Genomic DNA, 24569 nt, shown 5'->3' on the forward strand with positions numbered 1-24569 from the left:
CAAAGCATGTCTGATTGGTGCGACTAGCAACGCCGCTTACGGATACTGTGCGCCATTCGTCGTCGTGTAGATCGAATAGAGCGATTGCGTTGCGGTGATGAACAAGCGGTTTTTCTTCTGGCCACCGAAGGTGACATTGGAAACGGTCTGAGGCACCTTGATCTTGCCGAGCAAGGTACCGTCCGGCGCGAAGCAATGGACGCCATCGGCGGCACTGCTCCAGAGATTTCCGCTGACGTCGAAGCGGAAACCGTCCGGTATGCCGTTGTCGATCGAGCAGAAATAGCGGCTGTTGGCGAGCCTCTTGCCGTCGACCACGTCGAAGACGCGGATATGGCGCGGCACGTCGTGATCGGCAGAGCCGGAGTCGGCGATGTAGAGTTGCTTTTCGTCAGGAGAGAAAGCAAGGCCGTTCGGCTGGATAAAATCGGTGGCGGCGGCTTCGACTTTGCCGCTTTGCGGATCGATGCGGTAGACGTTGCGCGTCTCCTGTTCCTGCTCCGATTTGTAGCCTTCGTAATCGGACTTGATGCCGTAGCTGGGGTCCGTAAACCAGATGGCGCCGTCGGACGCGACGACGACGTCGTTCGGCGAGTTGAGGCGCTTTCCCTGATAGCTGTCGGCCAACACGGTGATCTTGCCGTCAGGTTCCGTACGCGTGACGCGACGGCCGCCGTGTTCGCAGGAGATCAGACGGCCCTGACGATCGCGGGTGTTGCCGTTGACGTAGCTTGATGGCGAGCGGAAAACCGAGACGCCGCCATCCGGTACCCAGCGCAGCATGCGCTCGTTCGGGATGTCGCTCCAGATCAGGCAATTGAGATCGGAGAACCAGACGGGACCTTCCGCCCAGCGGCAGCCGGTATAAAGTTCCTCCAGCTTAGCGCTTCCTGCAATCAGGTTGCGGAAGCGGTCGTCACGAATGTCATACAGGATATCTTGCGACACTGATTGGCTCCTCCCCAAAGCGATATAACGTTCTTCGTAAACATAAACGGCGATGCGTGCCATAGCCAGGCGCGGCAAATGCGCCGGCCTCATGCCATTTTTCAAAGCTGCGGCGGATGCGGCGATCCGTCATGTGCGTCTCACTGGCCGTTGAACGGAGGTTTGTCTTTCCCTAATGGGTGAATTGGGGGTACAGCTTTCAGGAGTGAGGATCGGCAGCATGGAATACAGCGATATCGGAACGGTCGCCGCATGGCTGACGGAGCAGGGGCTGAAGGGTGCCTCCGAAGCCGAGCTGCTGGCCGGCTTTTGCAATTCCTGCCGCGAATTCGGCCTGCCACTCGATCGCGGCATGGCGCTCATGGATACGCTGCACCCGGTGCATGAGGGCCGCGCCTTCCGATGGGACAGCCAGGAGGAAATCGAGACCGAATTCGAATACGGCCCGACCGGCGAGGGTAGTGCGCGGGACAATTGGCTGCGTTCGGCTTTCTACTATCTCTGGTCTGGCAACGAGAACGAGGTTCGCCGCCGTATCGGCTTCGGCGACCCGGCGGATTTCGTCATGCTCGACAAGATGCTCGAAGACGGCCACACCGATTTCGTCGCCATGGTACACCGCTTCGCCAAGGCCGGTACGATCGGCGAGATGGATTGCTTTTTCTCGCATTTTGCAACCCGGCATCCGCAGGGCTTTTCCGACCACGATCTCGCCATCTTGCGAAAGCTAGTGCCAGTGCTGGCGCTGGCGATCAAGTGCATCGCGCTCGGCCGCATCGCACGGACGATTGCGGAGGTTTACCTTGGCGAGGATGCGGCCCGGCAGGTGCTCGAGGGAAAGATCATGCGTGGTAAGTCCGAGCGGATTTCCGCGGTGCTCTGGTTCTCGGACCTTCTCAATTACACCAAGATATCCGATAGCGCGCCGCCGGAGGAAATCCTGCCGATGCTGAATGCTTATAGCGACGTGGTGATTTCGGCCATTCACGAGGCCGGCGGCGACGTCCTCAAACTTATCGGCGACGGTGTGCTCGCTATCTTCAAGGCAGATTCACCGTCGGATGCCTGCTGTGCGGCGCTGAAGGCGGAGAAGCTCTTGCGCGGCAAGCTTGCGGCGCTGAACGACGAACGCGCCCGCGATAACCGGCCAACAACCGACGTCTATCTTGGCCTGCATATCGGTGATGTCTTCTACGGCAATATCGGCAGCCAGGAACGGCTCGACTTCACGGTCATCGGTCCGGCAGTCAACGAGGTCAGCCGCATCGCGTCGATCTGCCGGTCGGTCGATCTCAACGTGCTGATGTCGTCGGATTTTGCCGCCGCGATTCCGGGAGCTCAGAGCAGCGGACTCGCCTGCATCGGCCGCTATGCGCTTCGTGGCGTCAAGCGAGCGCAGGAGCTTTTCACACTGGAAACTGGGCGCCTTGGCGGCTGACCCTAGCGCAGCAGACCTTGGCCACCATCGATCCAGATCGGCGTGCCGGTGATGTGATGCGAGCGATCGGCGGCAAGAAAGAGGATTGTTTCGGCAACGTCTTCGCTGTGGCCCGCCTCTCCTCCCGTGATCGGAATTTCGCCTTCCGGCCAGACAACCGGGATTCCCGCCTCGTCCCGGTGACGGCTGCTTGTATTGTCGTTGATGTTGGTGTCGATGGCGCCTGGGCAGACGGCATTGACGCGGATTCCATGCTTGCCGAGCTCCAGTGCCAGCTGCTGCACCATCGCCACCTGGCCGGCCTTCGTGACGGTATAGGCAGTCGCGCCCGGCGTCGTGAAGGTACGCGTCCCATTGATCGAGGAGACGACGATGATCGAACCGCCGCCATTCGATTTCATATGCGGGACGGTGAGATGGAGAGTGAGGTAGGTACCGCGCAGGTTGACGGCCATGGTCTTGTCCCACTCCTCCGGCTTCAGGTCGTCGACAGGAGCCCAGACGCCGTTGATGCCGGCATTGGCAACGACGATGTCGATGCCGCCGAACTTACCGAGAAGCGCTTCAACTGCTCCGCGCATCTGGTCTTCGTCGCTGGTGTCGGCCGTCAGCGAAATCGACTGCCCGCCTGCGGAACGGATTTCGTCGCGGGTCTGATTCACCTCGTGGCCGGTGCGGCTCAAAACGGCAACCTTGGCGCCTTCTGCGGCGAGCTTCAGCGCGGTCGCCTTTCCGATGCCGGAACCCGCGCCGGTGACCAATGCGGTTCTTCCCTGAAGTTCCATTTTCGCCAATCCCTCATTCGGTTTGCGTTAGGGCAATGTTCGGGTGGGTGTATGGTTCCGGTGCGAGTGCGAAGTTATCTGGCTGGCAACCCCTACAGTCTCACCAGGCTGCGGCGGATCGCCCACTTCTCCGGTCCATGCGCGGCGGCAAACAGCAGTCCGGCCAGGAACGTGAAGTGGTCGATGAAGAAGCCAAATTCTGCCTGGTTGCCCGCCCAGCGCGACGGGCCATGAAAGGCGAATGCGAGGAAGATGACATAAATGCCGGCAAGCAGGCTTGCTTCGGTAAAGAAGGCGCCGGTTATCAAGGCTAGCGCCAAAGCTATTTCGAAGAAAGCTGCTACCCATGCCAGGGCGCCGGCCATCGGAAAACCGGCGGAGGCGATATAGGTTGCGGTGGCGCCGACGTCGGCAAATTTGAAGCCGGCCGCCATGAAGAAGACGAAGCTGAAGATGATGCGGGCGACGATCACTGCGATTGCTCGTGTCATTTGAAATTTCCTCCTGTGAGCTTTCACAATGACGGTTAGCGCGCATGGCTTCCTACATGCTGCAACAAAAAGGGCCGCTCGATGTGACCCTGTTGGTTCTCACCATTCGGCGAAACTGCCGTCGGCATGGCGCCAAATCGGGTTGCGCCAGCGGTGGCCCTGCTTGGCACGTTCGACGACATAGGCCTCGTCGACTTCGACGCCGAGTCCCGGTCCCTGCGGGATCGAGACGAAACCATCGGCGTATTTGAAGACTTCCTTATTGGAGATGTAGTCGAGGATATCGTTGCCCTCGTTGTAGTGGATGCCGAGGCTCTGTTCCTGGATGAAGGCGTTATAGCTGACCGCATCGACCTGCAGGCAGGCGGCAAGCGCGATCGGACCGAGCGGGCAATGCGGGGCAAGCGCTACGTCATAGGCTTCCGCCATCGCCGCGATCTTGCGGCATTCGGTGATGCCGCCGGCATGCGACAGGTCGGGCTGGAGAATGTCGACGTAGCCGTCTGAGAGCACCGACTTGAAATCCCAGCGCGAATAGAGCCGCTCGCCAAGCGCGATCGGCGTCGAGCAGTGATTGGCGATTTCCTTCAATGCTTCCCGGTTTTCGGAGAGTACCGGCTCTTCGATGAACATCAGCTTGTACGGCTCGAGTTCCTTAGCAAGAACCTTGGCCATCGGCTTGTGCACGCGGCCGTGAAAATCGACGCCGATGCCGATATGCGGACCGATCGCCTCGCGGATAGTAGCAATGGTCTCGACAGCCTTCTCAACCTTCTCGTTGGTATCGACGATCTGCATTTCTTCGCAGCCGTTGAGCTTGATCGCCTTGAAGCCGCGTGCGACGACCTCCGTGGCGTTGCGCGCAACGTCCGACGGGCGGTCGCCGCCGATCCAGCTGTAGACCTTGATCCGGTCGCGCACCTGGCCGCCGAGCAGCGAATGGATCGGCTGGCCGAGTGCCTTGCCCTTGATGTCCCAGAGCGCCTGGTCGATGCCGGAAAGCGCGCTCATGTGGATGGCGCCACCGCGATAGAAGCCGCCGCGATACATGACATTCCAGTGGTCCTCGATCAGGAACGGATCCTTGCCGATCAGGTAGTCGGCAAGCTCGTGCACGCAGGTCTCCACGGTTAGCGCCCGGCCCTCGACTACCGGCTCGCCCCAGCCGATCACGCCCTCATCGGTCTCGACCTTCAAAAATAGCCAGCGCGGCGGAACGATATAGGTTGTCAGTTTCGTGATCTTCATGGGTCCAGGCCTCATTCTTCTCGTGTTGCTCTAAGCGGCTCGGCCGGCATTTCCAATCATGATTGGGGTTCTGCCGATCGTCTTTTCGATGGCGGCAAGATCGCGCATCGCAAGATCCAGCGTCCGGTTGGCGCACTCGCGTGCCCTTTTGCGGTCGCGCATTCGGAGTGCCTCGACCAGTTCGCCGTGAACGGCTACTGCGTCCTCGCGGCTTTCGACCGTGACGTTCGAGGCGTGAAGGACATATTTCGCCGCGGCGTGAATGGCGCTCGAAAGTCGCCGAAACACCTGGTTGTGGCTCGCGGTCAGCAGCGCCGAATGGAACATGACGTCGGCATCGGTGAAGCTTCCCGGATCGTTGGCGGAATCGCGCATCTGCCGCCAAGCGCTGTCGAGATCGGCAATCTCCTGCGCCGTTGCGCGCACGGCCGCATATTCGGCTGCCGCAGGCTCGATGGTACGCCGCGCTTCAAGGATGCAGCCGAGCAAGTCGAAATTCTCGATATATGGTCCCATCCATTCGAGCACGTCGGCGTCGAGGATATTCCAGTCGTGCTTATCGCAGACGGTGGTGCCGATGCGCGGCTTGCCACGCACGAGACCTTTGGATTCCAGGATTTTCAGGGATTCGCGAATGACCGTGCGGCTCACGCCGTAGATTGCACAAAGATCGTTTTCGCGCGGCAGCGGTAGGCCTGCCGGATAACGGTCTGAACAGATATCCTGCGCGATCGAGGTCGTGACATTCCGGCGGACGCGGGGGCGGCGCTCGATGCGCGGGTTTTCACCCTCACCCTGCTGCTCGATGGAATCCACTGTCCTCTCCGCCTCTCACCTGCGGTGCAAACCGAATCCTATTGAAACTCCAGTTTGCCTTGTGACGTGCACAATCTACCATTGCTACAATCATCATACGAAGGCAATTTCTTGGTATGATGATTTATCGTGCCGTCAGGTGACCAAAGGTCATTTTCGGACCGATTTTCTTACAGCCGTCGCCTTCTGAGGATAGAGCATTATATTGCCGTTCGAGAGGCTTTGGCCTCTCTGCGGCGGGAAGCGGCGCAAGTCCTTTCCGGAAGGAGCTCAATCGAAACAGGAGGACGGCATGCAGATCAATCGCATAGGTTCGGCCCAGTGGTCCGGCGGTCTCAAAGACGGCAAGGGACGGATATCGACGCAGAGCGGCGCGTTGAAGGAATATCCCTATGGTTTTGCAAGCCGCTTCGAAGGTATTCCAGGCACCAATCCGGAAGAACTGATCGGCGCTGCCCATGCCGGCTGCTTCACCATGGCGCTATCGTTGATCCTCGGCGATGCGGGGCTTACGGCCGAAGATATGGAGACCACTGCAAAGGTAACGCTCGAGAGCGTCGAAGGCGGCTTCGCGATTACCGCAATCCATCTGTCGTTGACCGGCAAGATTCCCGGCGCCGACCAGGCGACGTTCACTGAGCTCGCCAATAAGGCGAAGGCAGGGTGCCCTGTTTCCAAGGCGCTTTCCGCCGTCCCGATCACACTCGACGTCAAGCTGGGCTGATTTCCGCAATTATTGATTGCGAATGCCGCGACCCGAAGCCGCGGCATTTTTTTCGGCAGAACATTGACAAGTGGCGCCTGATATTTTACGACTGACGAAATACGAAAATCGTCAGTCGTAAGTAAGGCTCTGAAAACGCATGAATGACACCGCAGAAAACATGCTGGACAGCACCCGTCAGGAAAATGTAACGCGCATTCTCGACGCGGCAGAGCGGCTGTTCCGGCACTATGGCTACAGCAAGACGACGGTTGCCGATGTGGCACGCGACCTCGGCATGTCGCCGGCCAATATCTACCGCTTCTTCGCCTCCAAAGTGGAAATCCACCAGGCGATCTGCGGCCGCATGCTGGCTGCCAGCTACAAGCAGGCTTACGACATCTGCCATTTGCCGATCAGTGCATCGGAGCGCCTGCGACGATTTGTGTATGGCCAGTATCAGATGACGCTCGACACCATGCTTGATGAGCAGAAGGTGCACGAGATGGTTGTCGTCGCGATCGAACGCGACTGGCATGTCATCGAAAGGCATGTCGACAGCATTCATGAACTGATTGCCGCCGTGATCCGCGAAGGGATCGCAGCCGGTGAATTCGCCGAGCAAGATGCCGATGTTGCTTCACGCTGCTTCGGTGCGGCCACCGTGACGCTCTGTCATCCGCAGATGGTGGCGCAATGTCTCGCCAAGACCAACCGCGCGACGGTTGACGAACTCATCGAGTATTCGATCAGAGCGCTTAAGAAATAGCCCGACGGTAAAGCCGCCGCGCCTCCCAACATAGAAACGATTTCAGGAGTGCGAAAGATGATTTCGCTGAAGACCGTCAAGTTGCCGTCCGTCGCCAGTTTCGCGCTCCTTGGCGCCGTTGCATTCGCCGTTTCGGGCTGCAGCGATGAGAAGAAGGCTGAGACGAAGGAAATCGTCCGGCCCGTCAAGGTCGTGGAGATTGCGAAGGCCGGCGAGACGCGCGCCCTCGACTATTCCGGCGCCGTAAAAGCACGTACCGAGATGAATCTCGGCTTCCGTGTCGCTGGCAAGATCACGGAACGGCTCGTCAATATCGGTGATCGGGTGAAGCCCGGGGATGTGCTCGCGCGCATCGACTCCACGGATTATCAGCTCGCTGTGAAGACGGCTGAAGCCAACTTGGCTGCGGCCGAGAAGGGCGTGCAGACGGCAGATCTCGCCAACAAGCGTGCCGGGCAACTCTTCGACAAGAATGTTACACCAAAATCGCAGCTGGAGCAGGCTTCGCTTTCCTACGACCAGGCCGTTTCGACGCGCGATGCGGCGATGTCCTCGCTCGATCAGGCCAAGAACCAGGTAAGCTACACAGACCTGAAGGCCGATCAGAACGGCATCGTGACCGCAGTCAGTGCGGATACGGGCCAGGTCGTCGCCTCCGGGACGCCCGTCGTCACCGTTGCCGTCGACGGCGAGAAGGAAGTCCAGGTCGCGGTGCCGGAAAACGATATTGCCGAATTCAAGCCCGGCAAAACGGTGAAGGCAACCTTCTGGTCAGATGACAAGCTGGTGCTCGACGGGAAGGTTCGTGAGGTTTCGGGCAGCGCCGATCAGCAGTCCCGGACCTTCTCCGTCCGCGTCAGCCTGCCGAATGATCAGCGTGTTCTCCTCGGCATGACGGCGACGATCGAGGCGGATGTCACGAATTCCGATCCTTATGTCGCAGTGCCCTTGAGCGCGCTTGCCGAGAAGGATGGCAAGAAGATGGTCTGGGTGGTTGACCGCGATGCGGCGACCGTGCACGCCCGCGAAATTCACGTCGGCGATTTCATCGGCGACGGTGTCAACGTCACCGAGGGCCTCAAGGCCGGCGATCTCGTCGTTGCCGCCGGTACGCAGTTCATGACCGAGAACCTGAAGGTCTTGGTGCCGGGCCAGCAGTCGGCTTCCGCCGAGCCTGCCGACACCGTCCAGTAATTGCTGTCCAAGAGAGGGAAGACTGTCATGGACAACACAACCACTGAAAAACGCCCCTTCAACCTGTCGCGTTGGGCTATCGGCCATCCGAGTATCGCGCGCTTCCTCTTCGGCTTGATCATAGTCACCGGTGCGCTCGGACTGATGCGCATGGGCCAGAAGGAAGATCCGGACTTCACCTTCCGTGTCATGGTTGTGCAGGCCCTATGGCCGGGCGCATCCATCCAGGAAATGGAGGATCAGGTCGTCAACAAGATCGAGCGCAAGCTGCAGGAAACCCCACATCTCGATTTCGTTCGCTCCTACACCCGTGCCGGCAGCGCGATCATCACACTTCAGGTCCAGGGTGATACCAACGCCGCGGAAGTGGCGGACGCCTTCTATCAGGTGCGCAAGAAGGTCGGCGATATTTCGAACGAACTGCCGGAAGGCCTGCTTGGGCCCTATTTCAATGACGAATTCGGCGATACTTTCATCACGCTTCATTCAATCAGCGGCGACGGCTACTCCTATCCGGAACTGAAGAAATTCGCGATTCAGGCGCGCGACATGCTGCTTTCGACGCCGGGCGTCGAGAAGGCCGTCATCATCGGCGACCAGCCAGAAAAGATTTATATCGACGTTTCGTCCAAGGCGCTTGCCGAACGGGGGCTAACAATCCTCGACTTGCAGAATGCCATCAAGGGCCAGAACAATGTCGATCCCGCAGGATCCGTCGATACCGGCCTGCATTCGGTGCGCATTTCCGTCGAAGGCGATGTAAAGAAGGTCGAGGATATCCGCGAACTGCGCCTGCGCTCCGGCAATCAGGTGACGCGTCTCGGCGATATCGCCACCGTCACCTCCGGTCTCGAAGACCCCTATCAGCGCAAGTACCGCTTCAACGGGCACGAAAGCGTGCAGGTTGGCGTGGTTATGGCCAAGGGCTTCAAGGTCACGGATGTCGGCAAGGCCATCGAGGCGACCTACCAGCGCTTCGATGAATCTCTGCCCTATGGCGTTTCCGTCGACCAGATTTCCAACCAGCCGGATGTGGTGACGGACGCCATCAGTGAATTCATGCATGCACTTGGCGAAGCATTGATCATCGTGCTGATCGTCTCGTTCCTGTCGATCGGCTGGCGGTCTGGCCTTGTCATCGCGATCGCGATTCCGCTCGTGCTGGCTGCTACTTTCGCCATCATGTACGAAATAGGCATCGACCTGCAGCGCATCTCGCTCGGCGCACTCATCATTGCGCTTGGGCTCTTGGTCGACGATGCGATGATCGTCGTCGAGATGATGGAACGAAAACTGGAAGAGGGCCTGGTGAAGATCGAAGCCGCGAGCTTCGCCTATTCCTCGACCGCCTTCCCGATGCTGACCGGCACGCTGATCACTACGGCGGGCTTCATTCCCGTCGGCTTTGCGGAGTCGACGGCCGGCGAATATGTGCGCTCGCTCTTCTACGTGGTCGGCATCGCGCTCGTCGTCTCTTGGTTCGTGGCGGTCTATTTCACGCCGTGGCTCGGTTACATGATCCTCAAGCAACGCAAGCACGCTGGCGAGCATCATGATGTCTTCGATACGCGCTTTTATCGCCGCCTTCGGACCACCGTCGCCTGGGCCGTGCGCCATCGCATCATCGTGCTGGCCGCCACGCTCTTCACCTTCGCCACGAGCCTCTGGGCCTTCCAGTTCATTCCGCAGAACTTCTTCCCGCAGTCCTCGCGCCCTGAGATCCTCGTCGATCTCTGGTTGCCGGAAGGCACCAGCATCAAGGAAGTCGAGACGCAGGCAAAGGCGCTCGAAGCCAAGATGATGGATGACAAGGACAAGAAGTTCGTCGCCACCTATATCGGCGAAGGCGCGCCGCGCTTCTTCCTGCCGCTCGACCAGCAGCTTCGCAATCCGAACTTCGCGCAGCTCCTGATCATCGCCAATGACGAGCCTGCCCGCGAGCGGCTGATCGTCAAGCTGCGCGGCATCCTTGCGGAAGATTTTCCGTCCATTCGCAGCAAGGTCGACCGTCTCTTCCTTGGTCCACCGACGGGCTGGCCCGTGCAGATGCGCGTCATGGGGCCGGATCGCCAGGAGGTTCGCCATATCGCCGATCAGGTGAAGGCGAAGTTTGCAGAGAATCCGCAGCTCGGCGCCGTCCACGACGACTGGCTGGAGCCGGTGCCGGCCATGAAGCTGGTGATCGATCAGGATCGCGCCCGCGCTCTTGGTGTTACCTCGCAGCGTGTCCGTCAGACGCTGGAGGCGGCGATGTCCGGCGTGCCGCTTGACGACTTCCGCGACGGCGAAGAGACGGTCTCGATCGTCGCCCGCGAGCCGGATTCCAGCCGTTCGCTGCTATCGGCTGTCAATTCGGTCTATGTCCCGACAGACTTCGGCGGCTCCGTTCCGGTCGCGCAGGTCGCCAAGGTCGTCCCGGCTATGGAACAAGGCGTTGAATGGCGGCGTGACCGTCTGCCGACGATCACGGTTCGCGGAACGCTGCCGGACGGCATTCAGCCGAACGACGTGGCGATGAAGATGTATGCCGATATTCAGGGCCTGCGCGACAGCCTGCCTGCCGGCTACAAGATCGAAATCCAAGGCGGTGCGGAAGATGCTGCCGAAAGCCAGGCCTCGATCGCAGCCAAGGCGCCGATCATGCTCGTCGTCATTGTTCTGCTCTTGATGGCGCAGCTGCAGCACTTCGGCAAGGCGATGCTGGTGCTGGCCACCGGCCCGCTCGGCATCATCGGTGCTGCCGCGGCGCTACTCATTAGTGGTGCACCCTTCGGCTTCGTCGCGATCCTAGGCGTTATCGCGCTGCTCGGCATCATCATCCGCAACTCGATCATCCTCGTCGATCAGATCGACCAGGACATCAAGGCGGGCATGCACCGGCAGGAGGCGATCGTGGGTGCGGCCGTGCGCCGTTTCCGGCCGATCATGCTGACGGCGCTGACGGCGGTCCTGGCCCTCATCCCGATCTCCCGCGGCGTCTTCTGGGGTCCGCTCGCCTACGCGATGATGGGCGGCATTCTGGTCGCGACCGTGCTGACCATTCTCGTGCTGCCCGCCGGCTATGCCCTCTTCTTCGGCCGCGAGCCGAAGGCGACGGACGCCGAGGCCGAATTTGCCAATGCCAACCAGGAAGAGGCGGAAGACCATCGTCCGCCGGCATTGGCGGCAGAGTGAAAATGGCGCGGTGAAAGCCGCGCCATTTTCATCTTTTTGATCAACCCCAAAAACGCTCTTACGCCGCTTCCGCTTTCAAGCCCAGGAGAGCTGCGCCGATGAGGCCCGGCTCTAAACGGCATTCGCTGCGCACGATCAGGGGCCGGTCGAACTTGCGTAGCGTGCGGCTTCTCACGGCCTTGTCGAGTTCGGCAAGCAGCGGCTCGACATTGGAAAGTCCGCCACCAACTGGCACGATGGTCGCGCCGGTGATATTGATCGTGAGCGCCAGGGGTGAGGCGACGAGATCGGTATAGACGTCGATCGTGCGCGTTGCGTTTTCCTCACCCCGTTGCCATTGCGCGATGATCTCCTCGCTCGTGAAGTCAAGGTTGTGCAACGTCTTGTGAAGCCGCTCCAGGCCGCGGGCGCCGCCGACGGTATCGACACAGCCGTTCTGGCCGCAGCCACACCGAAAGGCTGGGATTTTCACAGGAGGATTACCGGCTTCGGAGGCGAGGATCGGGCCATGACCCCATTCGCCAGCAAAGGCCGCCCGATGCATTGACGAGCCGGCCATCGGAAACAAGCCCGCCACCGACGCCGGTGCCGAGGATCGCGCCGAAAACAATGCGGTGGCCTCGTCCAGCGCCGAGCTCGGCTTCTGCCATGGCAAAGCAATCGGCGTCGTTGGCAATCAGCACCGGAAGACCAAGTTCGGCCTCCAGATCAGCCGCAAGGCTGCGGTTGTGAATGCAGGGAATGTTGGCGCAGGTCAGCCGCTGTGTGTCGGGATCGACAACACCGGCAATCGAGAAGGAAAGGCGCGAGGGCGTTTCACCGGTTTCGGCGATGATGCTGCGGATCGTCTCGGCGAAAGCGGCGAAATCATCTTTCGGCGTCGGGCGGCGGCCAAGCGGGACGATGTCCGTTTCAGAATGCGCGATGCCGCCCTTGATTGCCGAACCGCCGATATCGAATGAGATGATCATGTTATCCGCCGTCTCGAAAGTTTCCGCGTCTGCTCGCACCCTTCGGGCGGATTTGCAAGTCCTGTGCCGGCAGGTTCACCTTGCTTCAGAGGGTCAAGCGAAGGGTGCCGGCGAAAAATAGTCATGTAATGGCCGTGATCCAGAACTGGCACGGCCATGATGGCGGCGCATTCGACAGAGAAGATTCACACTGGGATGGTATCAGTCGCAAGCCGACGAGCCGGGATGCAATGACAATCGAGGGAATGGAGAGATCACGCAGGCATTTTGTCAGGGGTCCACGCCCTAAGGGGCGGCGGCTTTCTGCTATCCTGAGGCAGCTTGCGGGTGACAGAAGCCGTGAGCGCATTTCAATCGGCGATCTTTTCGAGGTGATGGGAGACCGCGCGACCGGCGCGCTGATGCTGGTCTTTGCCATTCCTAATCTGGTGCCGACGCCGCCGGGAACCTCCGCAATCCTCGGCGCGCCGCTGCTCTTTCTGGCCTCGCAGCTGACATTCGGGCTGAAGCCATGGTTGCCGAAGGTAATCGCCGGCCGCTCGATAAGGCGCGAGGATTTCGAAGTGATCGTCTCGCGCATCCACCGTTGGCTCGCCTTTGCCGAACGCATGCTGCAGCCGAGGCTTTCCTTCCTCGTAGAGCCGCCTGCCGAATATCTTGCGGGCTTTCTCTGCCTGGTGCTTGCGATCATCCTCACGCTGCCCATCCCGCTCGGCAATATCCTACCGGCCTTCGCCATCTGCCTGTTTTCTTTCGGCATATTGGGCAGGGACGGTCTCTTTTCGCTGTTCGGAATGATCATGGCCGGGATTTCGCTGACAGTAGTCGGCGGCGTGATCTACGGCCTTATCAAGGCTGCGATCTTCTTCGTCACAAATTGGTTCGCCTGAGCGAATTTTCGCCCACACGACCGTTGCATTTTCTCAATGCACTCGACTTTTGCTCAATTTTGTTCTGATCTGGCGCTGCGCAGACTCAGAGAACATTCATACACGCGGTAGACCTCAATGGCGAAAAGAACCGAGACATCGGGACGGCTGGACGACGCAGCGCGTGCAGGTTGGCTTTATTACGTGGCTGGCCGTACGCAGGACGAGATCGCCTCTGCGATGGGTATCTCGCGGCAATCGGCGCAGCGGCTGGTGTCGCTGGCCGTCGCCGAAAAACTCATCAAAGTGCGGCTCGATCATCCGATTGCTGCCTGCCTTGAGCTTGCCAACCAGCTGCGGAAGAAATTCGACCTCAAGCATGTCGAGATCGTGCCGAGCGATCCGGGGTCTTCATCGAGGACAGTCGGCATCGCCGAAGCGGCGTCAGCCGAGATTGAGCGCTGGCTCAAGCGGCCGGATCCGATCGTGCTCGCCGTTGGAACCGGCCGTACGCTGAAAGCTGCCGTCGACCAGCTTCCGCTGATTGAGTGTCCGAACCATCGCATCGTTTCGCTGACGGGCAATATCACCCCGGACGGTTCGGCCGCCTATTACAATGTCATCTTCAGCATGGCGGATGCGGTGAAGGCGAGGCACTTCCCGATGCCGCTGCCGGTGCTCGTCACCTCGGCGGAGGAGCGCGAATTGCTCCATGGCCAGCAACTCGTGCGCTACACGCTTGCGATAAGTGCCCAAGCCGATGTGACCTTCGTGGGTATCGGCGAACTGGGCATCGACGGCCCGCTTTGCGTCGACGGCTTCCTGGAGAAGGACGAGATGATGGAGCTGATGCGCGAGGGCGCGATCGGCGAAATCTGTGGCTGGATTTTCGACGGGGAGGGCAGGCTTCTCGATAATCCGATCAACGAACGCGTCGCGTCGGCTTCGATTCCTTCACGCGAAACCTCGACAGTCATAGGAATCGCCAAAGGCAAGCGCAAATTCAAGGCGATAAGAGCCGCAATCGTTGGCCGTCAGATCAATAGTCTGATCACCGATGAAGAGACAGCTGAGTTTTTGCTCAGTATTTGAGCAAAAATTATAATGTTTTAAATCAACAGGATAGCCAGTCATTTCGCTATTGCAGCAACGATTTCAATTGACATTCCGCACCCAGTGGTGAGTAATTGCCCATGAGCAAAGCGAATGCTCATACCCATCTTCTGGGAGGAAGATATGACATTGAGAACTATTCTGCTGGGCGCCTGCTCAGCATTGGCGTTTGCCGGCATGGCTTCGGCCGAAACGCTGACGATCGCGACCGTGAACAACGGCGACATGATCCGGATGCAGAAGCTGACGGATGACTTCAAGGCAAAGAATCCCGACATCGACCTTGAATGGGTTACCCTCGAGGAGAACGTTTTGCGCCAGAAGGTCACGACCGACATCGCGACCAAGGGAGGCCAATACGACGTTCTGACGATCGGCACTTATGAAGTTCCGATCTGGGCAAAGCAGAACTGGCTCTTGCCGCTCGACAACCTCGGCGCCGACTACGACGCCGACGACCTGCTGCCGGCAATCCGCAGCGGCCTGACCGTAGACGGGAAGCTCTATGCTGCGCCGTTCTACGGCGAAAGCTCGATGGTCATGTACCGCAAGGATCTGTTCGATGCCGCCGGCCTGAAGATGCCCGACGCGCCGACCTGGGATTTCATCGCTGACGCTGCGAAGAAGATCACCGACAAGGACAAGGGAATCTACGGCATCTGCCTGCGTGGCAAGGCCGGCTGGGGCGAAAACATGGCCTTCCTGACGGCGATGTCGAACTCGTTCGGCGCCCGCTGGTTTGATGAGAGCTGGAAACCTCAGTTCGACCAGCCGGAGTGGAAGGACACGCTGAGCTTCTACGTCGACTTGATGAAGGAAGCCGGCCCTCCCGGCGCTTCGTCGAACGGCTTCAACGAAAACCTGGCGCTCTTCCAGACCGGCAAGTGCGGCATGTGGATCGACGCTACCGTCGCGGCTTCCTTCGTCAGCAACCCGAAGGAATCAAAGGTTGCCGACAAGGTCGGCTTCGCACTGGCCCCGGACAAGGGGCTCGGCAAGCGCGGCAACTGGCTGTGGGCCTGGAGCCTCGCTATCCCGGCGAGTTCGCAGAAGGTCGAAGCGGCCGAGAAGTTCGTCGCCTGGGCAACGGGCAAGGACTACACCAAGCTCGTCGCCGAGAAGGACGGCTGGTTGAACGCCCCTCCCGGGACGCGTACCTCTCTGTATGAGAACGCGGAATACCAGAAGACCGCACCCTTTGCGAAGATGACGCTGGACTCGATCAACGCCGCTGACCCGACCAAGCCGACCGTCAAGCCGGTCCCCTATGTCGGCGTTCAGTTTGTGGCGATCCCGGAGTTCCAGGGCATCGGTACGGCCGTCGGCCAGCAGTTCTCCGCGGCTCTCGCCGGCCAGCTCTCGGTCGAACAGGCCCTGCAGAGCGCGCAGCAACTGACGACCCGCGAAATGACCAAGGCTGGTTACATCAAATAACAACCTCCTGAGACGGTGGGATTGTTGACCTCCCGCCCCTCTGGGCCGCCGAATGCCCGAATTGCGTCGGCGGCCCCTTTTTTGCTAGCTGCCCTGCAGCCGCGTGCCCCTCGAAACAGGATCGGTCATCGCCATGGCAACGTTACACACCCGCTCCGCAGCGCGAATGATGATCGCACCGTCCGTCGTGCTTCTCTTCGCATGGATGATCGTCCCGCTTGTGATGACGATCTACTTCTCGCTGCTGAACTACAATCTTCTCAGCCCGGGAACGGAGAGCTTCGTTGGCTTTCTGAACTACAGCTACTTCCTGTCCGATCCGGCCTTTTTCGCGGCGCTCACCAATACGCTGCTGCTGGTGCTCGGCGTGCTGATCATCACGGTGGTCGGCGGTATCGCCTTCGCCTTGCTGCTCGACCAGGACATTTATGGCCAGGGCATTGTGCGCATCCTGGTGATTGCGCCTTTCTTCGTGATGCCGACGGTCGCAGCGCTCGTCTGGAAGAACATGTTCATGAACCCGGTCAACGGGCTCTTCGCGCATCTTGCCAAGGCGCTCGGCCTGCAGCCCTATGACTGGCTGGCAAACGCGCCGCTCTTCTCGATCATTCTGATCGTCGCCTGGCAGTGGCTGCCGTTTGCGACGCTGATCCTGCTCACTTCTCTGCAGTCTCTGGACGAGGAGCAGAAGGAGGCTGCGGAAATGGACGGCGCTGGCGCGATATCGAGATTCATCTATATCATTCTGCCGCATATGGCGCGCGCCATCACGGTCGTGATCCTGATCCAAACGATCTTCCTGCTCTCGGTTTTTGCCGAAATCCTGGTCACCACCAACGGCGGCCCGGGTACGCAAAGCACGAACCTGACCTACCTCGTCTATGCGCAGGCGCTTCTGCAATTCGATATCGGCGGTGCCTCGGCGGGCGGTATCATTGCCGTCATCCTCGCAAACATCGTCGCGATCTTCCTTGTCCGCCTTGTCGGCAAGAATCTGGAGGCTTGAGATGGCTAGAAAAGTCACCACTCAACGCAAGGTCATCATGACGGCGATCGCCTGGACGCTCGCGATCCTGATTTTCTTCCCGATCCTTTGGACGTTTCTCACGAGCTTCAAGTCGGAAGCCGACGCCATCGCTTCGCCGCCGCAGTTCCTGTTCTTCCACTGGACGACGGAAAGCTATGCAGAGGTGCAGAGCCGGTCGAACTATCTCGGCCACTTCATGAATTCGGTGATCATCTCCTTCGGCTCGACGCTGATTGGTCTCATCATCGCGATCCCGGCCGCCTGGGCCATGGCGTTTGCGCCGACCAAGCGGACCAAGGACGTGCTGATGTGGATGCTGTCGACAAAGATGATGCCGCCGGTCGGCGCGCTGATCCCGATCTACCTGATGTTCCGCAATTCCGGGCTGCTCGACAGCCGGTTGGGGCTGGTGATCGTGCTGATGCTGATCAACCTGCCGATCATCGTCTGGATGCTCTACACCTACTTCAAGGAAATCCCCGGCGAGATCCTCGAGGCGGCGCGCATGGACGGCGCGTCGCTTGCGAAGGAAATCATCTACGTGCTGACGCCGATGGCGGTGCCGGGCATTGCCTCGACGCTACTCCTCAACATCATCCTGGCCTGGAACGAAGCCTTCTGGACTCTGAATCTCAGCGCCTCGAAAGCCGCGCCGCTGACAGCATTCATCGCCTCCTACTCCAGCCCCGAAGGTCTGTTCTACGCCAAGCTTTCCGCAGCTTCGACGATGGCAATCGCGCCGATCCTGATCCTCGGCTGGTTCTCACAAAAGCAACTCGTCCGCGGCCTGACCTTCGGCGCGGTGAAATAAGACATCAGGGAGAGAAACATGGGCAGCATTACCCTTCAGAGCGTTTCGAAGGTCTTCGGCGAAGCCAAGGTCATCCCTTCGATCGATCTCGAAATCAAGGACGGCGAATTCGTCGTCTTCGTCGGCCCTTCGGGTTGCGGCAAGTCCACGCTGCTCAGGCTGATCGCCGGGCTGGAGGACGTTTCCGGCGGCAAGATCGTCATCGACGGCAAGGACGCGACCGAAAAGGCGCCATCCGAGCGCGGACTTGCGATGGTGTTCCAATCCTATGCGCTTTATCCGCATATGAGCGTGCGCAACAATATTGCCTTCCCGCTGAAGATGGCGGGCATGGACAAGGCCGAGATCGACAGGAAAGTAACCGACGCCGCACGCGTTCTGAACCTCACTGACTATCTGGAGCGGAGACCACGGCAACTTTCCGGCGGCCAGCGGCAGCGCGTTGCGATCGGCCGCGCCATCGTGCGCCAGCCGTCAGCCTTTCTCTTTGACGAGCCGCTGTCGAACCTCGATGCCGCACTTCGCGTCAACATGCGCCTGGAAATCAGTGAACTGCACCAGCAACTGAAGACAACGATGGTTTACGTCACCCACGACCAGGTGGAAGCCATGACCATGGCCGACAAGATCGTCGTGTTGAACCGCGGCAACATCGAGCAGGTTGGCTCGCCGCTCGAGCTCTACAAGAGCCCGCGCAATCTTTTCGTTGCCGGCTTCATCGGCTCGCCGAAGATGAATTTCATCACCGGTCAGAATGCAGCGGCGCTGAATGCCCACGCGATCGGCCTGCGTCCTGAGCATGTGCTGCTTTCGATGGACAGCGGTGACTGGAAGGGCAGGGTTATCGTCGCCGAGCATCTCGGCTCCGACACGTTCCTGCATATCGATGTCGAAGGCATCGGCTCGGTCACTGCACGCGGTGGCGGCGATTTCGCGGCGAAGGCCGGGGACATCGTCCATCTGACGCCGGACAAGGCGCGCATCCACAAATTCAACGAGGGCGGCCTCGCCATCTGAGGCGACGGCCGGGCGGGGTGGGAATGCAGACCGGGCAAGGCGTCCGGTTTGCCGAAAGTAGGGCGGCTGGATACGCTCCGCAAGGCCTCAAGAGGACTGAAACATGACGTGCAAACTATCGCTGGCAACGCTTTCCGATGCGGCTAAAACGGCCACCGTCCCCGCTTATGACAGAGTGTCGCTCAAGCCCGGCATCGTGCACTTCGGCGTTGGCAATTTCCACCGCGCCCACCAGGCTATCTATCTCGACGACCTTTTCAACGAGGGCCAGGATCACGACTGGGCCATCATCGGCGCAGGCATGCTGCCTTCCGACGCCGCGATGCGCGAGAAGCTTGCTGCGCAGGACTTTCTGACAACGGTCGTGGAGCAGGATAACAACAAGACGGCGGCGCGTGTGACCGGTCCGATGGTCGGTATCCTGCCGGTCGGCGATTCCGGAGCCATCATCGCCAAGCTCTCCGATCCTGCAATCCGCATCGTCTCGCTGACGATCACCGAGGGCGGATATTTCATCGACGCGGCGGGAAAGTTCAATCCGGCGCATCCGGCGATTGCTGCGGACGGACAGAACCCGTCCGAGCCAAAAACCGTTTTTGGCCTGATCGTTGCCGGTCTCAAGGCGCGCGAGGAGAAGGGCATCGTGCCCTTCACCGTTATGTCCTGCGACAACATTCCGCATAACGGTGCCGTCACCAGAAACGCCGTCTTGGGTACGGCGGAGCTCTCCGATCCGGCGTTTGCCGTGTGGATCAAGGCCAATGTCGCCTTCCCGAATGCCATGGTCGATCGCATTACGCCGGCAACCGGGCAGCGCGAGATTGATCTGTTGAAGGACACGTTCGGAATCGAGGACAACTGGCCGGTCTATTGCGAAGAGTTCAAGCAGTGGGTGCTGGAAGACAAATTCACCGCCGGACGGCCGGCGCTTGAAAAGGTCGGCGTCACCTTCGTTCCAGATGTCACGCCTTACGAGCATATGAAGATCCGCATCCTGAACGGCGGCCATGCGGCGATCGCCTATCCGGCGGCGCTCATGGACATTCATTTCGTGCATGATGCGATGGAAGAGCCGCTGATCCGCGCCTTTCTCGCCACGCTCGAAAACGACGAGATCATCCCGATCGTGCCGCCCGTGCCGAACACCTCGCTCAAGGATTATTTCGCGCTTATCGAGCGCCGTCTTCTCAACCCGAAGATCGCCGACACGATCCCGCGTCTGGCGCAGGACGGATCGAACCGTCAGCCAAAATTCATCCTGCCGTCGACGCTCGACAATCTGCGCCAGGGCAAAGACGTCGTCGGCCTTTCGTTGGTTTCGGCTCTATGGTGCCGCTATTTCGCGGGCACGACCGATAGCGGCAAAAAGATCGCCTTCAACGATGCCAGTGCCGACCGCCTTCATGCGGCCGCGCTGAAGGCAAAGGACGATCCGATGGCATTCCTTGCTTTCGAAGACATTTTCGGCGAAGTGTCGCAATCGGAGGTATTCCGCAAGCGTTTCGCGCATGCCTTGAAAACCCTGTGGGAAAAGGGCACCCGCACGACCTTGCAGCTCTATCTCGACGGCAAGCTTGCAATGTAGGAAATCAGGATAGCGGCAAATCCTGCCGCCATCGATCCGGCCTTATGCGTGGGGCGCAACGACAATGCATCCGATCCGAACTCTGGTTGGTCGTTCATGACTGATGCTGAAATACGCCTGGTGATTTTCGATTGCGACGGAGTTCTCGTCGATAGCGAGCCGATTTCCGTAAGCGTGCTCGTCAGGGCGATGAACGACCTCGGCATCCCCATCACCGAGGAAGAGGTCTATGGACGCTTCCTCGGCAAGAGCCTCGCTACCGTCATCGAAACGATGAAGAGCGAATACGAGGTGCATGCCGGCGAGGAGTTTCTCGAGCGCATCCGCACCAATCTCTATGCGCGGTTCAGGAAGGAACTGAGGCCGATCGAAGGCATAGGTGCGACGATCGACGCGCTCGCCATCCCCTGCTGCGTCGCCTCGTCGAGCCAAGTCGAGCGTATCAGGCTGTCGCTCACGGTCACCGGCCTTATCGACAAGCTGCCGAACATCTTCAGCGCCTCGATGGTGAAGAATGGCAAGCCGGCGCCCGATCTCTTCCTGCATGCGGCGCGCGAAATGCGTGTCGATCCGAAGAACTGCGTCGTAATCGAAGACAGCCCTGCGGGCATCGAGGCGGCCAAGGCTGCAGGCATGACAGTCTTTGCCTTTACCGGCGGCTCACATGCCAATTTTGCAGGCTATCGTGCCGAACTCGACCGACTTACGCCGCAACTCGTGTTTGACGCGATGCCGGATTTGATACACCTTATCCAGAAACAAAAGCTGGACGGGACTCACCCTTGATGCATGATCATGTGGTTGCGGTGGATGTCGGCACCGGCAGCGCGCGTGCTGGCGTGTTCGACGCCTGCGGACGCCTGCTCGGCAAAGGCGAACATCCGATCATCATGAACAGGCCACGTGAAAACCATGCCGAACATGATTCCGAAAACATCTGGTCCGCGGTCTGCATCGCCGTTCGCAAGGCGATGGGACAATCGGGCGCAGCTCCTGTGTCCGTCGGCGCGATCGGCTTCGACGGCACATGCTCGCTCGTCGTCCGCGATGTCGATGGCGGGCAGATCAGCGTCTCGACCGGCGGCGAGAGACGCTTCGACACCATGGTTTGGCTCGACCACAGGGCGCTGAACGAGGCGGATTTCTGCACGGCGACCGAACATGCGGTTCTCGACCATTCCGGGCATTTCATGTCGCCAGAGATGGAGATGCCAAAGCTGATGTGGTTGAAGAAAAAACTGCCCGGCACATGGATGAACGCCGGCTATTTCTTCGACCTTGCCGACTTCATGACATGGAAAGCGACGGGCTCATTTGCCCGTTCGCGCAGCACGCTGACGGCGAAGTGGAACTATCTGGCGCACAAGGAAAAGGGCTGGCAAAAGGATTTCCTGGCACAGATCGGTTTGGAAGACCTGCAGGAACGCGGCCGTCTGCCTGATGAGACAGTACCGGTCGGTGCGAGCGTCGGCACCTTGACCCAGGAGGCTGCATCGGCTCTCGGGCTGACGACGGATTGCCATGTTTCGGCGGGTCTGATCGACGCCTATGCGGGCGCGCTTGGCGCGCTTGCCGGCTATGCGGCCGACCCAGCGCAGCTTGAGCGTCATCTGGCGCTTATCGCAGGAACCTCGAGCTGCATCATTTCGTTCTCCCGCGATCGCAAGCCAAGTCACGGTATGTGGGGACCTTACTATGAGGTCGTCTTTCAGGATTCGTGGCTCGTTGAAGCCGGCCAATCGGCGACGGGCGGGTTGCTCGATCATATTGTGCGCATGCATGCCGCCGGCGGCGAGCCGACCGCCGCATTGCATCAGAAGATTGTGTCCCGCATTGCGCAGTTGCGTTCCGAAGAAGGCGATACACTCGGTTCGCGCATCTTCGTGCTACCGGATTTCCATGGCAACCGGTCGCCGCTTGCCGATCCGCACGCGGTCGGCACCATCAGCGGGTTGACGCTCGATACGTCATTCGACGGGCTTTGCGCACTCTACTGGCGTACGGCCGTCGGCATTGCGCTCGGCATCCGGCATATTCTCGAAAAGATGAAGGAATATGGCTACGCGCCGGACACGCTGCATGTTGCTGGCGGGCATGTGAAGAACCCCGTGCTGATGGAACTTTATTCGGATGCTACGGGCTGCAGGGTCGTCGTGCCGAAGATGAATGAGGCTGTGTTGCTGGGAACTGCGATCGGGGCTTCTGTTGCCTGCGGCTTACATAAGGATCTCATGGCGGCTGGGGCGGCAATGTATCCCGGGGGTGACGAGCGTGCGCCGGACGTGACAAAGCGGGCTCTGTATGATCGCGAATACCGGCGGTTTCTCGCGATGTATCGCCATCGCGCCGAGCTGGAAGCGATAAGCTAGCGATTGCCGCTTTCTCCGAGAATGGTGCCGAATTCCGACATTCGCCGCCGACGTTCGAACGCCTCTTCGCCCGCGGCGGCAATGACGGATTCCGACAGACAGTCGAGAAGAGCGATCAGCGGGGGAAGATTGTCCTCGTCGAGCGAGCGGGTAGGCGGAAGCGCCAGCATGATGTTGGATTGATCGGGCAGCCAGTCGCTGTTTTCCGTCGTGATCAGCACGACCTTGTAGCCATAACGCCGCGCCGTTCGCGCCAACAGACGCGCTTTGCCGAAGCGTCGACAATCGATGATGATCAGGAGGGCACCCTCGCCGCTCGGGCGGGCGAAGAGTTCGGCGAAGCGGTTTGCCGAACCGTCCAGTGCGTGGACGCTATCGCGGGACCGTGTCAGCCGGTGGGCGAAATGCGTCGCGAAGCCCGCGAGCCGTACATGCGTTGCAATGAAAACTTCGCGCGCCGTGCCGATCATCGCTACGGCTTCGGCCCAGTGCGTCTGTGCCGTCAGATGATAGATGTAGTGCAGCGCCTGAATCTGCTCGGTGACGAGCAATGCAAGCGGCTTTCCTTCCGAGGCATCGGTCTGCAACTCGCTGAGCGAATTTTGAAGCTGGACTGGAGAGGTGACGGCGGTTTCGCGGAAATGAATTTTGACGCTGTCGAGTCCTTGATAGCCGAGCGCGCGCAGAAAACGGCCAACCGTCATCGGGCTTAGATCGAGGCGGTCGGCCACGGAAGCCGCGGTCTCAAAAGGAAGGTCGTTCAGGTGCTCGGTAAAATATTTCGCGATCCTGCGTTCGGCCGGAGTGCCTGACTTCACATAGTGTCTGAGCTTCTGGACAAAGTCTTCCACATTAGCCTCCTGACTTCCCAGAGGCATTTCGCGGATGCGCTATTGGCGAGACTTGCCGTTGCAACTATTTCCGGAAGCTGCGTCCCAGGCTCAAGTTTATATCGAATACTATAGACTATATATTAGTGTGTTATTTTAGACAAGTTTTCCATTGTTGCATGTAATTTTATTTCGACTTGCCGTCGGGCGTTGAGATTCCTACATGCGCAGGCATAAACGGGAGATGCGAAGAATGATCCTCGATGCCGCGCGCCTTGCCTTTGTCAACCTTTTTGCACGGGAAACCCGGTCGGTTTTCTGGAAGGTGCTGGGGCTTACGCTCCTCGCACTCATTGGGCTCTGGTTCATGCTGCGAAGCCTGTTCATGACTTTTCTGTTTCCGTGGATCGCGGGCTTCTTTCCGGAAGTGCCCGATTGGGCTGGCTGGCTGAGCTTCGTCTTTGTCATTCTCGCAGGCATCGGTCTTGCCTTGGGGCTGGCGCTGCTGCTGTCGCCCGTAACGGCGTTGATTGCCGGCCTTTTTCTCGATGACGTGGCGGAAGTGGTAGAGAAGCGGGATTATCCCGAGGATATCCCGGGAACGGCCATGCCGCTCGGCCCGGCAATCGCGAGTTCACTCAAGTTCTTAGGCGTTGTGATCGTCGGTAATATTGTCGCCCTTTTCCTGCTTTTCATTCCGGGTGTGAACCTGATCGCCTTCTTCCTGGTGAACGGTTATCTGCTCGGCCGTGAGTTCTTCGAGTTCGCCGCGATGCGCTTCCGTTCGCCGGAGGAGGCGCGGCTCTTCAGAGCGAAGCACGCTTCCACGGTCTTCCTCGGCGGCCTGGTGATCGCCGCTTTCCTGGCGGTTCCCTTCCTCAACCTGCTGACGCCGCTCTTTGCTGCAGGCATGATGATTCATCTCTACAAGCTGATGTCCCAAAGGGACCTCGGTTTTCACCGTAGAGCAGTTTGAG

The 24569-nt window shown here is 59.6% G+C and carries 21 protein-coding genes and 1 pseudogene; 15 read left to right on the top strand and 7 right to left on the bottom strand.

Going from position 1 to position 24569, the window contains the following annotated elements; all coding sequences use genetic code 11:
* Nucleotides 1-36: 36 nt before the first annotated feature.
* Nucleotides 37-948 carry an SMP-30/gluconolactonase/LRE family protein gene (locus tag ACZ9BX_RS18560; RefSeq protein ID WP_027507891.1) on the bottom strand — a complete coding sequence of 304 codons (912 nt, stop codon included), beginning with the start codon at nucleotides 946-948 and terminating at the stop codon, nucleotides 37-39.
* 220 nt (nucleotides 949-1168) lie between these two features.
* On the opposite strand from ACZ9BX_RS18560, the gene ACZ9BX_RS18565 reads away from it, so the two are divergent.
* Entirely contained in the window at nucleotides 1169-2386 is a 1218-nt protein-coding gene (locus tag ACZ9BX_RS18565) for an adenylate/guanylate cyclase domain-containing protein (RefSeq protein ID WP_476219480.1), read from the top strand.
* A 2-nt stretch (nucleotides 2387-2388) separates the two neighbouring features.
* On the opposite strand, the gene ACZ9BX_RS18570 is transcribed toward ACZ9BX_RS18565, so the two are convergent.
* From ACZ9BX_RS18570 to ACZ9BX_RS18585, 4 genes are all read right to left on the bottom strand, one after another.
* Nucleotides 2389-3171, bottom strand: a complete 783-nt coding sequence (locus ACZ9BX_RS18570; RefSeq protein ID WP_476219481.1) for an SDR family oxidoreductase — start codon at nucleotides 3169-3171, stop codon at nucleotides 2389-2391.
* A gap of 92 nt (nucleotides 3172-3263) precedes the next feature.
* Nucleotides 3264-3662, bottom strand: coding sequence for a DoxX family protein (locus ACZ9BX_RS18575; RefSeq protein WP_086995433.1), 399 nt, complete (start codon nucleotides 3660-3662; stop codon nucleotides 3264-3266).
* A gap of 99 nt (nucleotides 3663-3761) precedes the next feature.
* Nucleotides 3762-4910 carry a galactonate dehydratase gene (dgoD, locus tag ACZ9BX_RS18580; RefSeq protein ID WP_476219482.1) on the bottom strand — a complete coding sequence of 383 codons (1149 nt, stop codon included), beginning with the start codon at nucleotides 4908-4910 and terminating at the stop codon, nucleotides 3762-3764.
* A 30-nt stretch (nucleotides 4911-4940) separates the two neighbouring features.
* Entirely contained in the window at nucleotides 4941-5726 is a 786-nt protein-coding gene (locus ACZ9BX_RS18585) for a FadR/GntR family transcriptional regulator (protein WP_476219483.1), read from the bottom strand.
* Nucleotides 5727-6018: 292 nt separating this feature from the next.
* Here ACZ9BX_RS18585 and ACZ9BX_RS18590 point away from each other — a divergent pair, with 292 nt between their 5' ends.
* The 4 genes from ACZ9BX_RS18590 (at nucleotide 6019) to ACZ9BX_RS18605 (ending at nucleotide 11566) form a co-directional block, all read left to right on the top strand.
* Nucleotides 6019-6450 carry an OsmC family protein gene (locus tag ACZ9BX_RS18590; protein WP_476219484.1) on the top strand — a complete coding sequence of 144 codons (432 nt, stop codon included), beginning with the start codon at nucleotides 6019-6021 and terminating at the stop codon, nucleotides 6448-6450.
* Nucleotides 6451-6589: 139 nt separating this feature from the next.
* Entirely contained in the window at nucleotides 6590-7198 is a 609-nt protein-coding gene (locus tag ACZ9BX_RS18595) for a TetR/AcrR family transcriptional regulator (protein ID WP_476219485.1), read from the top strand.
* A 57-nt stretch (nucleotides 7199-7255) separates the two neighbouring features.
* Entirely contained in the window at nucleotides 7256-8392 is a 1137-nt protein-coding gene (locus tag ACZ9BX_RS18600) for an efflux RND transporter periplasmic adaptor subunit (protein ID WP_476219486.1), read from the top strand.
* 27 nt (nucleotides 8393-8419) lie between these two features.
* Nucleotides 8420-11566: an efflux RND transporter permease subunit gene (locus ACZ9BX_RS18605; RefSeq protein ID WP_476219488.1), complete on the top strand. Its 3147-nt coding sequence runs from the start codon at nucleotides 8420-8422 to the stop codon at nucleotides 11564-11566.
* A gap of 58 nt (nucleotides 11567-11624) precedes the next feature.
* Here ACZ9BX_RS18605 and ACZ9BX_RS18610 read toward each other — a convergent pair.
* Nucleotides 11625-12537 (bottom strand): annotated as a pseudogene (locus tag ACZ9BX_RS18610) (ROK family protein).
* 311 nt (nucleotides 12538-12848) lie between these two features.
* On the opposite strand from ACZ9BX_RS18610, the gene ACZ9BX_RS18615 reads away from it, so the two are divergent.
* The 9 genes from ACZ9BX_RS18615 to ACZ9BX_RS18655 all read left to right on the top strand — a co-directional run bounded on the left by ACZ9BX_RS18615 (nucleotide 12849) and on the right by ACZ9BX_RS18655 (nucleotide 22762).
* Nucleotides 12849-13427, top strand: coding sequence for an exopolysaccharide biosynthesis protein (locus tag ACZ9BX_RS18615; protein ID WP_476220067.1), 579 nt, complete (start codon nucleotides 12849-12851; stop codon nucleotides 13425-13427).
* 117 nt (nucleotides 13428-13544) lie between these two features.
* On the top strand, nucleotides 13545-14498 hold the full coding sequence (locus ACZ9BX_RS18620; protein WP_476219489.1) for a sugar-binding transcriptional regulator: 954 nt from the start codon (nucleotides 13545-13547) through the stop codon (nucleotides 14496-14498).
* 144 nt (nucleotides 14499-14642) lie between these two features.
* Nucleotides 14643-15953 carry an ABC transporter substrate-binding protein gene (locus ACZ9BX_RS18625; RefSeq protein WP_476219491.1) on the top strand — a complete coding sequence of 437 codons (1311 nt, stop codon included), beginning with the start codon at nucleotides 14643-14645 and terminating at the stop codon, nucleotides 15951-15953.
* Nucleotides 15954-16086: 133 nt separating this feature from the next.
* On the top strand, nucleotides 16087-16959 hold the full coding sequence (locus tag ACZ9BX_RS18630; RefSeq protein ID WP_476219492.1) for a carbohydrate ABC transporter permease: 873 nt from the start codon (nucleotides 16087-16089) through the stop codon (nucleotides 16957-16959).
* Nucleotide 16960: 1 nt separating this feature from the next.
* Nucleotides 16961-17791 (top strand): carbohydrate ABC transporter permease, encoded by an 831-nt coding sequence (locus ACZ9BX_RS18635; RefSeq protein WP_476219493.1) that lies wholly within the window; start codon nucleotides 16961-16963, stop codon nucleotides 17789-17791.
* Nucleotides 17792-17809: 18 nt separating this feature from the next.
* Nucleotides 17810-18808 (top strand): ABC transporter ATP-binding protein, encoded by a 999-nt coding sequence (locus ACZ9BX_RS18640; protein WP_086995419.1) that lies wholly within the window; start codon nucleotides 17810-17812, stop codon nucleotides 18806-18808.
* 103 nt (nucleotides 18809-18911) lie between these two features.
* Nucleotides 18912-20393, top strand: a complete 1482-nt coding sequence (locus ACZ9BX_RS18645) for a mannitol dehydrogenase family protein (RefSeq protein ID WP_476219496.1) — start codon at nucleotides 18912-18914, stop codon at nucleotides 20391-20393.
* 96 nt (nucleotides 20394-20489) lie between these two features.
* Complete coding sequence (locus ACZ9BX_RS18650) at nucleotides 20490-21179, top strand: HAD family hydrolase (RefSeq protein ID WP_476219497.1); 690 nt, start codon at nucleotides 20490-20492, stop codon at nucleotides 21177-21179.
* Entirely contained in the window at nucleotides 21179-22762 is a 1584-nt protein-coding gene (locus tag ACZ9BX_RS18655) for an FGGY-family carbohydrate kinase (protein ID WP_476220069.1), read from the top strand. Before ACZ9BX_RS18650 ends, ACZ9BX_RS18655 begins: the two co-directional genes overlap by 1 nt.
* Here ACZ9BX_RS18655 and ACZ9BX_RS18660 read toward each other — a convergent pair.
* On the bottom strand, nucleotides 22759-23613 hold the full coding sequence (locus ACZ9BX_RS18660) for a MurR/RpiR family transcriptional regulator (protein ID WP_476219499.1): 855 nt from the start codon (nucleotides 23611-23613) through the stop codon (nucleotides 22759-22761). The two genes, ACZ9BX_RS18655 and ACZ9BX_RS18660, sit on opposite strands and share 4 nt — an antisense overlap.
* A gap of 232 nt (nucleotides 23614-23845) precedes the next feature.
* Here ACZ9BX_RS18660 and ACZ9BX_RS18665 point away from each other — a divergent pair, with 232 nt between their 5' ends.
* Nucleotides 23846-24568: a sulfate transporter family protein gene (locus ACZ9BX_RS18665; protein WP_476219500.1), complete on the top strand. Its 723-nt coding sequence runs from the start codon at nucleotides 23846-23848 to the stop codon at nucleotides 24566-24568.
* The last annotated feature ends 1 nt before the right edge of the window (nucleotide 24569 follow it).

It is taken from the genome of Rhizobium sp. USDA 3886 (genome assembly GCF_056279785.1).

What these genes read in the sequence shown, in the direction of transcription:
- ACZ9BX_RS18565 (WP_476219480.1), top strand. Translation starts at nt 1,169, where the DNA reads ATGGAATACAGCGATATCGGAACGGTCGCCGCATGGCTGACGGAGCAG.
- ACZ9BX_RS18570 (WP_476219481.1), bottom strand. Translation starts at nt 3,171, where the DNA reads ATGGAACTTCAGGGAAGAACCGCATTGGTCACCGGCGCGGGTTCCGGC.
- ACZ9BX_RS18575 (WP_086995433.1), bottom strand. Translation starts at nt 3,662, where the DNA reads ATGACACGAGCAATCGCAGTGATCGTCGCCCGCATCATCTTCAGCTTC.
- dgoD (WP_476219482.1), bottom strand. Translation starts at nt 4,910, where the DNA reads ATGAAGATCACGAAACTGACAACCTATATCGTTCCGCCGCGCTGGCTA.
- ACZ9BX_RS18590 (WP_476219484.1), top strand. Translation starts at nt 6,019, where the DNA reads ATGCAGATCAATCGCATAGGTTCGGCCCAGTGGTCCGGCGGTCTCAAA.
- ACZ9BX_RS18595 (WP_476219485.1), top strand. Translation starts at nt 6,590, where the DNA reads ATGAATGACACCGCAGAAAACATGCTGGACAGCACCCGTCAGGAAAAT.
- ACZ9BX_RS18600 (WP_476219486.1), top strand. Translation starts at nt 7,256, where the DNA reads ATGATTTCGCTGAAGACCGTCAAGTTGCCGTCCGTCGCCAGTTTCGCG.
- ACZ9BX_RS18605 (WP_476219488.1), top strand. Translation starts at nt 8,420, where the DNA reads ATGGACAACACAACCACTGAAAAACGCCCCTTCAACCTGTCGCGTTGG.
- ACZ9BX_RS18620 (WP_476219489.1), top strand. Translation starts at nt 13,545, where the DNA reads ATGGCGAAAAGAACCGAGACATCGGGACGGCTGGACGACGCAGCGCGT.
- ACZ9BX_RS18625 (WP_476219491.1), top strand. Translation starts at nt 14,643, where the DNA reads ATGACATTGAGAACTATTCTGCTGGGCGCCTGCTCAGCATTGGCGTTT.
- ACZ9BX_RS18630 (WP_476219492.1), top strand. Translation starts at nt 16,087, where the DNA reads ATGGCAACGTTACACACCCGCTCCGCAGCGCGAATGATGATCGCACCG.
- ACZ9BX_RS18635 (WP_476219493.1), top strand. Translation starts at nt 16,961, where the DNA reads ATGGCTAGAAAAGTCACCACTCAACGCAAGGTCATCATGACGGCGATC.
- ACZ9BX_RS18640 (WP_086995419.1), top strand. Translation starts at nt 17,810, where the DNA reads ATGGGCAGCATTACCCTTCAGAGCGTTTCGAAGGTCTTCGGCGAAGCC.
- ACZ9BX_RS18645 (WP_476219496.1), top strand. Translation starts at nt 18,912, where the DNA reads ATGACGTGCAAACTATCGCTGGCAACGCTTTCCGATGCGGCTAAAACG.
- ACZ9BX_RS18650 (WP_476219497.1), top strand. Translation starts at nt 20,490, where the DNA reads ATGACTGATGCTGAAATACGCCTGGTGATTTTCGATTGCGACGGAGTT.
- ACZ9BX_RS18655 (WP_476220069.1), top strand. Translation starts at nt 21,179, where the DNA reads ATGCATGATCATGTGGTTGCGGTGGATGTCGGCACCGGCAGCGCGCGT.
- ACZ9BX_RS18665 (WP_476219500.1), top strand. Translation starts at nt 23,846, where the DNA reads ATGATCCTCGATGCCGCGCGCCTTGCCTTTGTCAACCTTTTTGCACGG.